This is a genomic window from Onishia taeanensis (genome assembly GCF_900100755.1).
In the GTDB taxonomy this organism is placed as follows: domain Bacteria; phylum Pseudomonadota; class Gammaproteobacteria; order Pseudomonadales; family Halomonadaceae; genus Onishia; species Onishia taeanensis.
The window spans coordinates 37,344-51,486 of the sequence record NZ_FNCI01000013.1 but is presented as its reverse complement, the minus strand read 5'-3'; the positions used below and the strand labels follow the sequence as shown (position 1 = coordinate 51,486).

The following is a 14,143-nucleotide window of genomic DNA, read 5'->3' as shown; positions in this document are numbered from 1 at the left end:
TATCGCACCATCACAGCTCACTCACCAGATTTCCCCGCGACTGTCTTCCCGCCAACGTCGAGCGCTGCACGCGCTGTAAAAGGCTGCGCCAACTGCGCCGCATCAGTGCATCTTCGCTAAAAAATGCGACTAGACGGAACATTCCTTGCATGACCCGGTAGACGCTGCATGACATCCATCGAACATCGCGAGTCACCGCCATGCCCCCACCACTCAACATCCTGCTGGTCGACGACGAGGTTGTACGCGCCGCCATGGTCGAGGAGGCACTCACCGCAGAGGGCCACCAAGTCATCTGTCGGCTGCAGAACCCCACCAGTCTCAACGAGATGGTCGCCCGCCACGAGCCCGACGTGGTGATCATCGACATGGAGTCCCCCGACCGCGACACCCTCGACAGCATGGCGCTGCTCAATCGGGAGAACCCCCGCCCGGTGGTCTTCTTCGCCGACCAGCACGACTCCGACATCATGCAAGCGGCACTCAAGTCCGGGGTCAGCGCCTATGTGGTCGATGGCTTGGTACCGGGCAGGGTGCGCGCCATCATCGATGTCGCCATCGCCCGCTTCGATGCCTTCCAGTCGATGCGCACCGAGCTCGACAAGGCGCGCAACAAGCTTGCTGAACGCAAGCGCATCGAACGTGCCAAGGGCCTGTTGATGCAACACCAGAACTGCGGAGAAGAAGAGGCCTACCGCATGCTGCGCAAGATCGCCATGGATCGCAGTCAGCGCATCTTCGAGGTCGCCAAGAGCGTCATCGATATTCTCGAACCCCTGGAGAAGGGCCAATGACTATGCTGCAAGATGCCGAACTCGACCGGCTGACGCTGGGTTTCGTGCCGCTGCTCGACTGCGCCCTGCTGGTGGTCGCCCGGGAGCAGGGCTTCTTCGCCGCCCAGGGCATCGAGGTTACCCTGTCGCGCCAGAACGCCTGGTCAACCCTACGCGACCGGGTCGCCGCCGGCCTGCTGGATGGCGCCCAGATGCTGGCCCCGCTGCCGCTGGCAATGAGCCTTGGTCTCGGCCGCGCGCCCTGCGACACCCTGGCGCCGATCACCCTGGGGCGTAACGGCAACGCCATCGTCCTCGCCAATGGGCTTGCCGATGCCAGCGGCGCCGACCATCGGCAGGGCCCGGCCGACAGTGCTCGCGCCCTCGCCGACTACTTGAGCCGACAAACCGACCGCAAGCTGACCCTGGCCATGGTCTACCCGCATTCCTGCCAGCACTATCAACTGCGCCACTGGCTGAGCCTCGGTGGCCTGAACCCAGACCGGGACGTAACGCTGACCGTCCTGCCTCCATCGCAAACGGTCGAGGCCCTGGAGGCCGGAAGCATCGATGGCTTCTGCGTGGGTGAACCCTGGGGCTCGCTTGCTGAATCGCAACAGGCCGGCCGTATCGTCGCTACCGGAGCCCAGCTGTGGGGCACGCCTGCGGAAAAAGTGCTGGGCGTGACCCGCTCCTGGGCCAACCGCTACCCCGCCACCCTATCCCGCCTGATTCGTGCGATCTGGGAGGCCAGCGAGTGGCTCGCGGCCGACCCCGCTCACCGGCGCCAGGCCCGGGAGTGGCTGGCCCTGCCGCCCTACCTGGACCGCTCGATAAGCCATCTTTCGCACCTGCCGCTGGACGAGCCGCCGATCTGCCAGCAGCTCTACGGGCCGGGCGTGCTGCGACCCGATGTCGAGGCCGCCGGGCTCTTTGCCGAGCAAATGGATCAGCAGATGCGCGACAACGGTCGTCACCTGGATCGAGCCACCCTCGATGAATGCTACTCCCCCGTGCACTTCGATGCCGCCACGCACCAATGATGTGCGCCTTAAGAGGCGTCGGCCAAGCCGGCCGGCGCCTTCTCATCTGGCTTAACCCACTGCTTATAAAATAAAAAAATCTACCACAGGGGCCCTTGGCAGGCTCCATGCATTGCATCCAACAGTATCGCCCCTAACGCCAGGGGTGACCCCGACGGGCTAGTAGCGACCAATGGCGGTCGCCGCTCAGCCACGGACGAAGACGTCCGGCCAGGTACTGCCGCACCACGCGGCAGTGCCCGGCCGGGCGTTTTTTTATGCCGTGCGTTTAGCGCCGCACTCAACATAACGAGCCGGCCGCATAACGACACACGGCAAGGACCCGACCGCTGGAGGAGAGGCGCCATGACCCCTCACCCGACATCTTGCCCCGAGCATCTAGTGATCATCGGCAATGGCATGGCCGGCCACCGCCTGCTGGAGGCCCTGCTCGAACGCCCCGGTCGCCCGGGGCGTATCACCGTGATCGGCGAGGAAACCGCCCCGGCCTATAACCGCATTCTGCTATCGCCATGGCTGGCCGGGGAGATGGATCGTGAGGCCCTGACCCTGCGGGATACCCGCTGGTACAGCGAACATGGCATCGACCTGAAGCTCGGCCAGCGAGTCGTCGAGATCGACCGCCAGGCACGTCGCCTCGTCACCAGCGGCGGCGACACCCTCCGCTACGACCGACTGGTGATGGCAACCGGCTCGCGCCCGGCCATACCCGCCATTGAGGGTATCGACCTTGAGGGCGTGCACGGCTTTCGCGACCTTGGCGATGTCGCCGCGCTAACCCGTGCCGCCGAGCAGGGCGGCCACGCGGTGGTGGTCGGCGGTGGGCTGCTGGGCCTCGAGGCCGCCGAGGGGTTGCGCAAGCAGGCGCGGACCCAGACCGAGCGCAGCTGCGATGACGAAGGCCAGTCGCCCCCGGAATTGACGGTCAAGGTGCTGCAGCGCGCGAATCGTTTGATGAACCGCCAACTCGATGCCACCGCCGCCGGGCTACTGGAAGACGAGCTGACCCGGCGCGGCCTGGGGATTATCACCGGTGCCCGTCTGGCCAATCTGGAGGGCGATGCCGAGGGGCGAGTCAGGGCCGTGAACCTGGAAGACGGGCGACGCCTCGCCGCCGACTGCGTGGTGATCGCCGCCGGTATCACCCCCAATGCCGAGCTGGGCCGCGCCGCCGGCCTAGAAGTGGACCGCGCCATCGTGGTCGACGCACACCTCACCGCCTCGGACCCAGCCATCCACGCCCTCGGCGAATGCTGCCAGTTCCGGGGCACCACCTACGGCCTGGTGGAACCGATCTGGCGCCAAGTCGAGGTCCTAGCCGATCACCTCTGCCGTGATAAAGACGCGGCACCAGTGGCTGGCTACGTCGAACGCCCTACCGCCACCAAGCTCAAGATCAGCGGCGTCTCGCTTTACGCCTTCGGCCCCATCGAGCCCGAGGACGACCACGAGGTGCTCTGCTACCACGACCCGCAGCAGGGCGACTATCGCCGCCTGCTGCTGCGCGACAACCGACTCGAGGGGGCCGTGCTCTACGGCGATACCGCCGCCGGTCCCTGGTACTTCGAACAGTCGCTAGCCGGACAAGACCTGTCGGCTGGCCGCCAAGCCCTACTGTTCGGGGCCGGCGATGCCGTCCCCTTGCTCGAGAACGCCCCTTCCAACAACGCCACTCAGGAGGCCGCCGCATGACGACGCCCACTCCCCAAGACCTGATCATCATCGGTAACGGCATGGTCGGCCATCACCTGGTCGAGCAACTGGTCGAGCGCGGCAGTGTCGATCACTTCCGCATCACCGTATTCGGCGAGGAACGCCACCCGGCCTATGACCGAGTGCACCTCTCGGAATACTTCAGCGGCCGCGATGCCGCCGACCTGGCGCTCGGCGAGGCGGACTTCTATGCCACCCACGACATCACCCTGCGCCTCGGCGAGGCGGTGAGCCGCATCGACCGCGAAAACCGTGAGGTCGTCACCGACCAGGGCCGCTATCGCTACGACAGCCTGGTGCTGGCCACCGGCTCCTACCCGTTCGTGCCGCCGATCCCCGGCGCCGAGACGGGCCAGCCCAACCGGCTGGTCTACCGTACCCTGGACGACCTGGACACCATCCGCGCGGCGGCGACCGATGCCCGGCGCGGCGTGGTCGTAGGCGGCGGCCTGCTGGGCCTGGAGGCCGCCAATGCGCTGAAGTCGCTGGAGCTGGAGGCGCATGTGGTGGAGTTCGCCCCGCGCCTGATGCCGGTCCAGCTCGACGACCAGGGCGGCACGGCACTGCGCGAAAAGATCGAGGAACTCGGCGTGGGCGTGCATCTCAACCGCGCCACCACCGAGATCACCGCCGGCGACGACTATCGCTATCGCATGACCTTCCAGGACGGTGAATACCTGGAGACCGACCTGATCGTGTTTTCCGCCGGTATCCGCCCGCAGGACACCCTGGCCCGCGAATGTCGGCTGGAGATCGGCGAGCGCGGCGGCATCGTCATCGACGACGAATGTCGCACCTCGGACCCGGAGATCTTCGCTATCGGCGAGTGCGCACTGTGGGACAACCGCATCTTCGGCCTGGTGGCGCCGGGCTATACCATGGCGCGCTGCGCGGCCGACGCCCTGTCCGGCCCCTTTCGCGGGCCAGAGCCTGCCGGCGAGCGTTTCGCGGGCGCCGACATGTCCACCAAGCTCAAGCTACTGGGTGTCGATGTCGGTTCGATCGGCGATGCCCACGGCACAACCGACGGCGCCATCAGCTATCGCTACAGCGACGAGGCAACTTGCGTCTATCGTCGGCTGGTGGTCAGCGGCGATGGCAAGCGCGTGATCGGCGCGGTGCTGGTGGGCGACAACGCCTCCTACGATACCCTCTTGCAATACGCTCAGAACGGCATCGCGCTACCGGCGGACCCGGCCTCGCTGATCCTCCCCAGCGTCGAGGGCGCCCCCACCCTCGGCGCCGACGCCCTGCCCGAGGGCGCGACCATCTGCTCCTGCCACAATGTCACCAAGGGCAAGATCTGCGAGACCATCGATGCCGGTGCCTGCGACCTGGGCGCCATCAAGTCAGAGACCAAGGCCAGCACCGGCTGCGGCGGCTGCACCGCCCTGCTCAAGAGCGTGGTCGACCATGAACTCGAGGCCCGCGGCGTGGAGGTCGATCACTCGATCTGCGAGCACTTCACCCACACCCGTCAGGAGCTCTATTCGATCGTCCGTGTCGAGGGCATCAAGACCTTCAGCGAGTTGATCGAAAAGCACGGTGCCTCGTCGACACCGAGCCTGGGCTCTTCATCAGCCCCGAAACTTGGCTCTTCATCAGCCCCGATACTTGGCTGCGACATCTGCAAGCCGGCGGTGGCCTCGATCCTCGCCTCCTGCTTTAACGAGCCGATCACCGATGCCGCCCATGTGCCACTGCAGGACACCAACGATACCTTCATGGCCAACATGCAGAAGAACGGCACCTATTCGGTGGTGCCGCGCATTCCCGGCGGCGAGATCACCCCAAGCAAGCTGCGCGTGCTGGGCGAGGTCGGCGAGAAGTACGGGCTCTATACCAAGATCACCGGCGGCCAGCGTGTCGACCTGTTCGGCGCCCGCCTCGAGCAGTTGCCGGATATCTGGAGCGAGCTGATCGCCGAGGGTTTCGAGACCGGTCACGCCTACGGCAAGTCACTGCGCACCGTGAAATCCTGTGTTGGCAGCACCTGGTGCCGCTACGGCGTGCAAGACAGCGTGGGCATGGCGATCTACCTGGAAAACCGCTACAAGGGCCTGCGCTCACCGCACAAGATCAAGTTCGCCGTCTCCGGTTGCACCCGCGAGTGCGCAGAGGCCCAGAGCAAGGACGTCGGCGTGATCGCCACCGAAAACGGCTGGAACCTCTACGTATGCGGCAACGGCGGCATGCGCCCCCGCCACGGCGAACTGTTCGCTACCGACCTCGACGACGAGGCGCTGATCCGCACCATCGACCGCTTCCTGATGTTCTACGTGCGGACCGCTGACCGCCTGCAGCGCACCTCGGTGTGGCGCGAGAATCTCGAGGGTGGACTCGACTACCTCAAGGACGTGGTGATCGACGACAGCCTGGGGCTGGGCGAGGAACTGGAAAGCCAGATGCGCCACGTCATCGGCAGCTACGAATGCGAGTGGGCCAACGCCCTCGACGACCCCGAGAAGCTCAAGCGCTTCCGCAGCTTCGTCAACGACTCGCGCCCGGACCCGGACATCATCGTCACCGAGGAGCGCGGCCAGCTGCGTCCGGCGTAAACGAGTCGTTGCCAACACCGGGATGACCGCCGGGGACAAGGCCAAGCGAGGGGGTTTTGGCCATGGGTGGCCAAAGTAGCGCCCATGGATTAGTTCCTAGCGCCCTCGCGGGGCTTGTCGCCGGATAAGCTGACCCCACCAACTACCCGACACCATCTTCTCGAGGAACCCTCCATGACCGCCGCAACCGCACAAGACCAGACAATGACCCAGACGTGGCAGCCCCTTTGCACCAAGGCCGACCTGGTCGCCCACTCCGGCGTCGCCGCCTGGACTGAAACACCAGAGGGACCGGTGCAGGTGGCCGTGTTCTACCTGCCCGGCCAAGCCACCGAGCTCTTCGCCGTTGATCACCACGACCCCTTCTCCGACGCCAACGTCATCGCCAGGGGCATCGTCGGCGATATCCAAGGGGAGCCGGTAGTGGCCTCACCGATCTACAAGCAGCATTTTCGGCTCAAGGACGGCCAATGCGTGGAAGACGAAGCGGTGCGGCTGCGCTGCTGGCCGCTGCGCTTCGATGGAGAACGGGTGCTGATCGACCTGGGCTGAGAGCGCTTTGGGCGTGGACAGGCCCTCGAGCCGGTCGTCTGCACCATCCGGAATATCGAGGGCATCGACCCAACCCTGGTCAACTAGGCACAGCGTCGCCACAACGTGAAAGACATCGGGTTGGCGAATCGCGCGCACTGGGTGCATGCTAAAGCTATTGGGTAACGCCCCCCAGCGACAGGAGGAGTCAAACGACCGCAAGGACAGGAGAAGCGACACCGGCCGAGACCAGGTTTGAACTGTCATGCCCTCGTAAGGGCTAAATGCCAGTGTCGGAACTGCCGTTAACCAAGGAGTGTTCCTGCCGATGGTACGAATCGACAAGAAAGCCACCCGGCTTTACGTGCTAGACACTAACGTTCTGATTCACGATCCTGCCGCCCTTTATCATTTCGAAGAGCACGATGTGGTCATTCCCATGACCGTTCTGGAGGAACTCGACAAGCACAAGAACGGCATTCGCGAGATCGCCCGTACCGCCCGCCAAGTCAGCCGCACCCTCTCCGATATCACCAGCCAAGTCGGCTTCGACGAGATCCAGGCCGGCATACCGATTCCCGGCTCCATCGGCGTCACCGGACGCCTGCGCTTTCTCTGCTATAACGATCTGAAACCGCTGGACAACCTGGAAGACAGTCCGGACAACCGCATCCTCGCCGAAACCTGTCGGCTACGTGATGAGCGCCCGGATGCCTCGGTCATTCTGGTCACCAAGGACATCAATCTTCGCGTCAAGGCCGCCGCGCTCAAGGTGCCGGTGGAGGACTACCTCAACGACCGCGCCTTCTCTGACCAGGACGTCATGAGCGAGGGCGCCAAGGTATACCCGGATGCCGGCGAGCATGCCATGGGGCTATGGGAGGCGCTCAATGTCGAGGTCAAGGTCGAGCGCGCCGACCACCACACCTACTACCAGCTAAGCGGCGAGATGCCCAGTGACTGGCATGTCGGCATGCTGGTCTCTGACTGTGAAAACGGCGCCAACTTCGAAGCCATCATCCGTGAGCTGGGCCCCAACAGCGCGCGGCTGCAGCTACTCGCCAACTATCGTCATCACGCCGGCGTCTGGGGCGTACACGCCCACGACAGCCGCCAAAACTTCACCCTCAACCTGCTGATGGACCCGGATATCGACCTGGTGACCATTGCCGGCAACGCAGGCACCGGCAAGACCTTCATGACCCTGGCGGCAGCGCTTCAGCAAACGCTGGACATGAAGGGCTTCGAGCGCATCGTCTTCACGCGAGCGCCGATTCCCATGGGCGAGGACATCGGCTTCTTGCCCGGCACCGAGGAAGAAAAGATGTCGCCCTGGATGGGCGCCTTCCATGACAACATGGATAACCTGCTGCGTGACGAGAAAGACGGCTCATCGAGCTGGAATAATGACGCCACCCGGTCGCTGATCGGCTCGCGGGTGCAAATCCGCTCGCCGGGCTTCATGCGCGGCCGCACCCTCAATGACACCTTCCTGATCATCGACGAAGCGCAGAACTTCACCCCCAAGCAGTTGAAAGCCCTGATCACCCGCGCCGGGCGCAACACCAAGATCGTCTGCCTGGGCAACGTCGGCCAGATCGACACGCCCTACCTCACTGCCAACACCTGCGGCATGGCGGCAGTGGTGCAAAACTTCCGCGACTGGCCCCACGCGGGGCACATCACGCTGAGAAGCGTCGAGCGCTCGCGGCTGGCCCTGGCGGGTGAGGAACTGCTTTAACCCACCTGCTTTACCTGCAACCAAAAACGCCCGCCATCAGGCGGGCGTCTTACATTCCAGTCTAACATTGCGCGTCTTGCTAGCCGCCCTGTCTGCGCGGCTAGCGCGCGGTTCAGCGCTGGCGGTTGGCGGCTTCCTCGAGCAAGGCTTCGCTCTCGCTGCCCGCGCCCTTGCGAATGATCTCCTCGGCCTCGTGATAGAGGCACACCGGCGTGTTGCAGGAAGCGCAGAACACCTTGTCGTCAGGATTGTGCACCTGAGATACCCGCATGCGGTGGCTTGCGCAGTTGGGGCAACCGACCGGCAGGCGGAAGTCTTCGGATAGATCGGGCATGCATGTCTCCTGGGAAGGTCTGGTGGTGTCGTCAATGAATGATCTGGGCAATCAGCCAAGACTTCAAGCCGGCGCTACCTTATAAAACACTGACACCGCTGAGAGGTTCCCGGTACCGGGCATTCCTCTTGGCATTCCCCTTGGCTTTACTTTTGTTTGCGCAGGACCACGCTCAGGTTATTCGCCGGCATCTCGACGACCTTGTCTAGCGTCAGGCCTTCGGCCTGTGCGCAGGCCAGCACCGCTTCCAGATCGCGAATGCCCCAGCGCGAATCCCGTGTGCGCAGCGAGGCATCGAAGGCCTCGTTGCTGGGGGCCGTGTGCTGGCCGTCGCGGCGATAAGGGCCATAGAGGAAAAGCAGACCACCCGGCGGCAGACGCTCGCCGGCCTCGGCCATCAACGCTTCGGTCACCTCCCAGGGCGAGATGTGAACGAGGTTAATGGCCACCAGTGCATCGATGCTCTCCAGCGGCCAGGGCCGGCGGGTGACATCCAGGGTCAGCGGCTCGGCCAGATTGGCCGTGCCCTGCTCCGTCCGCCAGGCGCGAATCGAGGCGACCGCCTCGGCGCTCGGGTCGCTGGGCTGCCAGTCGACCCAGGGCAATGCCTGGGAGAAATACAGCGCATGCTCACCGCTACCGCTGGCCAGTTCCAGCACTCGCAGGCGGTCGGCACCGCACGCGCTCAGCACCTCTTGCAGCGCAGGCTCGAGCACCTCAAGAATCGGGGCGCGATTGCGCGCCACTGCCGGGCTCGATAGACGGGAATCAGAGTACATCGCGGTTCCTTTAACTGTTGGCCGACGCATCGACGCCCTCGCCCAGGCGCTCGCCCAGCCAGGTACTGATGTCGGTGATCTGCTGCGGACAGATCGCATGCTGCATGGGGTAACTGCGATAGGTCAGCGGGTGCCCCATGGCCTCGGCGCGCTTGGCACCTTCGCGCCCCAGCGACTCCGGCACCACCGGGTCGAAGGTGCCGTGATGCACCTCGATGGGCAGGTCACGGTTGGCGTCACTGGGCACGATGGAGTCCGCGGTCGCGAAGTAAGTCGACAGCGCCAGCAGGCCACCGAGGGGCTCGGGATAGGTCAACGCCGCCTCATAGGCCACGGCGCCGCCCTGAGAGAAACCGGCCAGAATAATACGGCGGCTGTCGATGCCACGCGCGATCTCCGCATCGATCATCTCATGCACGCGCTTGGCGGAGGCCCGCAACTGGGTCTCGTCGACCCGGCGCCCGAGATTCATCTCGAGGATGTCGTACCAGGCGGGCATCTGCATGCCGCCGTTCACGGTGACGGGCAGACGGGGCGCATGGGGCAGCACCGTGCGCAGCGATACGCTATCGGGCAGCGTGAACGCCGGCACGATCGGCGCCAGATCATTGCCGTCGGCGCCCAGGCCATGCAGAAGGATGAGGCTGGCATTGGCCGGTCGGCCGCCGGCAGGCTCTATCACGCGCTCGTTGGAAGTGCTCATCAGAGGGCTCCTAGCAGGAAAAACGTTGCCGTTACCCTACCCCAGCCGCCCCCGCCGCGGCGAGCGCCGACCGTGGCCGGATAGGGCCTAAAAGGACCAGATCTGCGGAATCAGCCCCAGCGCCACCGCCGCGGTGATCAGGTTCAGCGGCCCGCCGACCCGCAGATAATCGCGGAAGCGATAACCGCCGGGCCCGTAGACCATCAGGTTGGTCTGATAACCGATCGGGGTGATGAAGCTCGCCGAGGCGGCAAACATCACCGCAATCACATAGGGCATCGGGCTCACGCCGAGGTTTTCGGCGGCCGCCGTCACGATGGGGAAGGTAATCACCGCCGCCGCATTGTTGGTCACCAGCGCGGTAAGCAAGGCCACCAGCACATAGACGCCCACCAACAGCAGCCAGGGACTGGCATCTACCAACCCCAGGGCGGAACTGGCCATCGCCGCCGCCGCGCCGGAGCTCTCAAGGGCCGCGCCGAGCCCGAAGGAGGCCGCGATGGTCAGCAGCACCTGGGTGTCCATGCCGCGCTTGGCGGCCCCCACCGAGCAACAGCCGGTGATCACGGCCAGGGCTGCACCCAGCATCGCGGCGTTGAGCATGCTCATCACGCCGAAGGTCGCCAGCACCACCACGCCACCGAGGATGCTCCAGGCGAGCCAGGCCTTCTCGTGCACCGGCCGCGCCTGGCCGTTGACCTGGCTGATCAGCAGGAAGTCGCGAGACTGTCGGTGACGCTCGATGAACGGCGGGCGGGCCTCGAGCAGCAGCACGTCAGCGGGTTGCAGGCGTATCTGGCCCAGGTTGCCGGCGACTCGTTCGCCACCACGGCACACCGCCAGCACGGCCGCGCCATAGAGGGTGCGAAAATGCCCCTCGCGGATGCGCTGACCAACGAACTGGCACTGATCGGAGACCACCACCTCGACCAGCCGGCGCTCCTTGTAGTCTTTCTCGAGGCTCAGCTCGCCCTGCCGCGAAGGCATCAGCCCACGGATCTGCTGCAGCTCCACCGCGCCTGCCGAGGTGCCGGCAAACACCAGCCGGTCGTTGCCCTTGAGCATCTCCCCCGGGCCCACCACGCTAACCACGTTACCGCCGCGCTCGATCTCGACCAGAAACAGGTCTTCCAGGTGACGAAGTCCCGCCTGCTCGACGCTCTTGTCGACCAGCGGCCCTTCGGGATCGACCTCCATCTCGATGGTGAACTCTCGCGGGTTCTCGAAGGCCTGAGCGGTACCACCGCCGCGGGGCAACAAGTGTCGCCCCACCAGTGCCAGGTAGATCACACCGACCACTGCCATCGGCACCCCCACCCAGGCGATGTCGAAGAGCCCCAGGCTCAGCTCAGGATAGCGCTCGCCGAGCAGGCCATTGACCACCAGGTTAGTGCTGGTGCCGAGCAGCGATACCGTACCGCCAAGAATGGAGGCAAAGCTCAGCGGCATCAGAAAGCGCGAGGCCGGCTGACGGATGCGTCGGCTCCAGCCCAGTACCGCCGGAATATAGGTCGCGACCACCGGCGTATTATTGAGAAAGCCGCTCATGGTGGCTACCGGCACCAGCAACCGCCACTGGGCAGCCGCTTCACTGCCGGGCCGGCCCAGGCCATGGCGGATGATCAGATCGATGCCACCGGTCTCGCGGATGCTGGCCACCAGCACGTACATGAAGGCCACCGTGAACAGGCCACTGCTCGAGAACCCCGCCAGCGCCTGATCCGGGCCAATCACACCGAAGGTCATCAGCACCACGACCGCACCCAGAAGAATCATGTCGGTACCGATCCGGGTCAGCGCCATCATCGGGAAGACGGCAACCACCACGGCAACGGCAAGCCAGGCATCCAAAGACATCGACCACCCACCAGAAAAATCGAAAGTAGCCTATTGTGACGCCTTGCGAATATAGCGAAAAGTTATTTGTAGAAATTTCGTTATTCCCAATAGCGCGATCGCACACTCAAGCGCGGGGCGCGATAACGAACCCTTGAGGCAAGCGAGAAGAAAAGCAGGCAGGACCGCAGGCAAGAGAAACCCGCGCGGCGTTGTCGGGCGGTAAAACGCACAAGGCCCGCCGGAAGCGGGCCTTGCCAAGCGACTGGCTAGCGAGCCAGCCGCAATGCATCAAGGTCGCGGTTCAGTCGATGACCTTGATGTTGGAAGCCTGCAGGCCTTTCTTGCCCTGGGTGACGTCGAAGGAAACCTTCTGGCCGTCCTGCAGGGTCTTGAAGCCGTCAGCCTGAATCTCGGAGAAGTGCGCGAACAGGTCGTCGCCGTTATCTTCCGGAGAAATGAAGCCGTAGCCCTTGGTGTCGTTGAACCACTTAACTGTGCCAGTTGCCATTGTCGAAATCCTCGAATAGCTGATGATGAACCGGGAATTACCCGAAGTGAGTGGGCAAAACAAGTACGATATTCACCAGACTACCGAAGCAATTACAGCGAGTTCGAGTACTACTGACGAAATGCATCTTGCCGACCAACTCATCGAACTATGCATGCGCGCTCAGGGCCCGTCAAACAAATTTTTACGCCCTTTTTTGCCCCGCGCAGCGCGCTCTGTAACGCCCCGTTCATGGGCATCTGGGCGGGTGCTCGTACGCCCACCACAAACGACGCTAGCCCTCGATTATCGACTGTCGCTCAGTGGCTGCTGACCACCGGCAGCCAGAACGCGAGGGCCAGCAGGGTCGCCAGCAACACGGGTGGAGTGATGATCAGCCCCACCTTCATGTATTGCCCCCAACTGATGCGATGGCCGGTGCGCGCCAGGACGTGCAGCCACAGCAGGGTGGCGAGACTGCCGATCGGCGTGAACTTTGGGCCCAGGTCATTGCCGATCACGTTGGCGTAGACCATCAACTCTCGGACCAGCGGCGTCACCTGGGCCTGCTCGATGGCCAGGGCGCCTACCAGCGTCGATGGCATGTTGTTCATGATCGAGGCCAACACCGCCGTCAAGAAGCCGGTGCCCACGGTGGCGATAACGGGCCCCTGTTCCCCCAGCCAGGTGATGGCCTGTGCCGCCCTATGGGTCAGGCCGGCATTGCCGAGGCCGTAAACCACCAGATACATCCCCACCGAGAACAGCACGATCTGCCAGGGCGCCTGTTGCAAGACCCGCTTAAGGGAGATGACCCGCCCCCGCTTGGCCACATACCAGCGCCCGGCAATGGCCATCAGGGCCAGGGCCGCCACGCCCGTCACCAGGGCAATGGGAATATCCAGCGGCGCGGTCACGAAATAGGCCAGCATCAATAGGACCAGCATCGGGAATGCGGCGTGAAATACCTGCCGGTCGCGGATGGCCGAAGACGGCTCGGCCAGGGTCGAAGTGTCGTAGTGTGAAGGGATTCGACGGCCAAAATAAAGCCAGAGCACCGCCAGCGTGGCCACCAGCGACGCCAGGTTCACCGGCACCATCACCTGCGCATAGCGCACGAAGGACACATCGAAGTAGTTGGCGGTGACGATATTGACCAGGTTGGAAATGATCAGCGGCAGGCTGGTGGAATCGGCGACGAAGCCGGTGGCGATGATGAAGGCCAGGGCTGCCGTTGCGCTGAATTCCAGCCGCATCAAAATGCCCACCACGATCGGCGTTAGCAGCAGGGCCGCGCCGTCGTTGGCAAAGAAGGCGGCGATGAAGGCCCCCAGCAGGATGATCAGTGGGAAGAGCACATGCCCTCGCCCCCCGCCCCAGCGGGCCACATGCAGCGCGGCCCAGGAGAAAAAGCCGGCCTCATCGAGGATCAGCGAGATGATGATCAGCGCCACAAAGGTGAAGGTGGCATCCCAAACGATGTCCCAGACCAGGGCGACATCGGGCCAGTGGACCACGCCGGTCGCCAGGGCCAGGGCCGCACCGCCCAGGGCGCTCCAGCCGATCCCCAGGCCGCGGGGTTGCCAGATCACGAGCACCAAGGTCGCGATAAAAATCAGCAAAGCAAGCATCGTATTAACCC

General features: G+C 64.3%; 12 protein-coding genes. 6 read left to right on the top strand and 6 right to left on the bottom strand.

Annotated elements, in window-relative coordinates:
* The first annotated feature begins 200 nt into the window (after positions 1-200).
* The 6 genes from BLR71_RS14070 (at position 201) to BLR71_RS14045 (ending at position 8,359) form a co-directional block, all read left to right on the top strand.
* Positions 201-794, top strand: coding sequence for an ANTAR domain-containing response regulator (locus BLR71_RS14070; protein ID WP_092527729.1), 594 nt, complete (start codon positions 201-203; stop codon positions 792-794).
* Complete coding sequence (locus BLR71_RS14065) at positions 791-1,816, top strand: CmpA/NrtA family ABC transporter substrate-binding protein (protein ID WP_092527726.1); 1,026 nt, start codon at positions 791-793, stop codon at positions 1,814-1,816. Before BLR71_RS14070 ends, BLR71_RS14065 begins: the two co-directional genes overlap by 4 nt.
* A 345-nt stretch (positions 1,817-2,161) precedes the next feature.
* Positions 2,162-3,508, top strand: a complete 1,347-nt coding sequence (locus BLR71_RS14060; protein ID WP_092527723.1) for an NAD(P)/FAD-dependent oxidoreductase — start codon at positions 2,162-2,164, stop codon at positions 3,506-3,508.
* Positions 3,505-6,087 (top strand): nitrite reductase large subunit NirB, encoded by a 2,583-nt coding sequence (gene nirB / locus BLR71_RS14055; protein ID WP_092527720.1) that lies wholly within the window; start codon positions 3,505-3,507, stop codon positions 6,085-6,087. Before BLR71_RS14060 ends, nirB begins: the two co-directional genes overlap by 4 nt.
* Positions 6,088-6,261: 174 nt before the next feature.
* The gene (nirD, locus tag BLR71_RS14050; RefSeq protein ID WP_092527717.1) at positions 6,262-6,639 is read left to right on the top strand and encodes a nitrite reductase small subunit NirD; all 378 of its coding nucleotides are present in this window, start codon (positions 6,262-6,264) and stop codon (positions 6,637-6,639) included.
* Between the two features lie 307 nt (positions 6,640-6,946).
* Positions 6,947-8,359, top strand: coding sequence for a PhoH family protein (locus BLR71_RS14045; protein ID WP_092527714.1), 1,413 nt, complete (start codon positions 6,947-6,949; stop codon positions 8,357-8,359).
* A 112-nt stretch (positions 8,360-8,471) separates the two neighbouring features.
* Here BLR71_RS14045 and BLR71_RS14040 read toward each other — a convergent pair whose 3' ends face one another.
* The 6 genes from BLR71_RS14040 to BLR71_RS14015 all read right to left on the bottom strand — a co-directional run bounded on the left by BLR71_RS14040 (position 8,472) and on the right by BLR71_RS14015 (position 14,132).
* Positions 8,472-8,693, bottom strand: a complete 222-nt coding sequence (locus tag BLR71_RS14040) for a hypothetical protein (protein ID WP_092527711.1) — start codon at positions 8,691-8,693, stop codon at positions 8,472-8,474.
* A 146-nt stretch (positions 8,694-8,839) separates the two neighbouring features.
* On the bottom strand, positions 8,840-9,472 hold the full coding sequence (locus BLR71_RS14035) for a DUF938 domain-containing protein (RefSeq protein ID WP_092527708.1): 633 nt from the start codon (positions 9,470-9,472) through the stop codon (positions 8,840-8,842).
* Between the two features lie 10 nt (positions 9,473-9,482).
* Complete coding sequence (locus BLR71_RS14030; protein WP_092527705.1) at positions 9,483-10,175, bottom strand: alpha/beta hydrolase; 693 nt, start codon at positions 10,173-10,175, stop codon at positions 9,483-9,485.
* An 87-nt stretch (positions 10,176-10,262) separates the two neighbouring features.
* Positions 10,263-12,032 (bottom strand): SLC13 family permease, encoded by a 1,770-nt coding sequence (locus BLR71_RS14025; RefSeq protein ID WP_092527702.1) that lies wholly within the window; start codon positions 12,030-12,032, stop codon positions 10,263-10,265.
* A 283-nt stretch (positions 12,033-12,315) separates the two neighbouring features.
* Positions 12,316-12,522 carry a cold-shock protein gene (locus BLR71_RS14020; RefSeq protein ID WP_092527699.1) on the bottom strand — a complete coding sequence of 69 codons (207 nt, stop codon included), beginning with the start codon at positions 12,520-12,522 and terminating at the stop codon, positions 12,316-12,318.
* A gap of 299 nt (positions 12,523-12,821) precedes the next feature.
* Positions 12,822-14,132, bottom strand: a complete 1,311-nt coding sequence (locus BLR71_RS14015) for an arsenic transporter (protein WP_092527696.1) — start codon at positions 14,130-14,132, stop codon at positions 12,822-12,824.
* Positions 14,133-14,143 lie beyond the last annotated feature (11 nt).

Bases quoted from the DNA above. Each gene is read 5' to 3' on its own strand.
- BLR71_RS14070 (WP_092527729.1), top strand. From the start codon at position 201: ATGCCCCCACCACTCAACATCCTGCTGGTCGACGACGAGGTTGTACGC.
- BLR71_RS14065 (WP_092527726.1), top strand. From the start codon at position 791: ATGACTATGCTGCAAGATGCCGAACTCGACCGGCTGACGCTGGGTTTC.
- BLR71_RS14060 (WP_092527723.1), top strand. From the start codon at position 2,162: ATGACCCCTCACCCGACATCTTGCCCCGAGCATCTAGTGATCATCGGC.
- nirB (WP_092527720.1), top strand. From the start codon at position 3,505: ATGACGACGCCCACTCCCCAAGACCTGATCATCATCGGTAACGGCATG.
- nirD (WP_092527717.1), top strand. From the start codon at position 6,262: ATGACCGCCGCAACCGCACAAGACCAGACAATGACCCAGACGTGGCAG.
- BLR71_RS14045 (WP_092527714.1), top strand. From the start codon at position 6,947: ATGGTACGAATCGACAAGAAAGCCACCCGGCTTTACGTGCTAGACACT.
- BLR71_RS14040 (WP_092527711.1), bottom strand. From the start codon at position 8,693: ATGCCCGATCTATCCGAAGACTTCCGCCTGCCGGTCGGTTGCCCCAAC.
- BLR71_RS14035 (WP_092527708.1), bottom strand. From the start codon at position 9,472: ATGTACTCTGATTCCCGTCTATCGAGCCCGGCAGTGGCGCGCAATCGC.
- BLR71_RS14030 (WP_092527705.1), bottom strand. From the start codon at position 10,175: ATGAGCACTTCCAACGAGCGCGTGATAGAGCCTGCCGGCGGCCGACCG.
- BLR71_RS14025 (WP_092527702.1), bottom strand. From the start codon at position 12,032: ATGTCTTTGGATGCCTGGCTTGCCGTTGCCGTGGTGGTTGCCGTCTTC.
- BLR71_RS14020 (WP_092527699.1), bottom strand. From the start codon at position 12,522: ATGGCAACTGGCACAGTTAAGTGGTTCAACGACACCAAGGGCTACGGC.
- BLR71_RS14015 (WP_092527696.1), bottom strand. From the start codon at position 14,132: ATGCTTGCTTTGCTGATTTTTATCGCGACCTTGGTGCTCGTGATCTGG.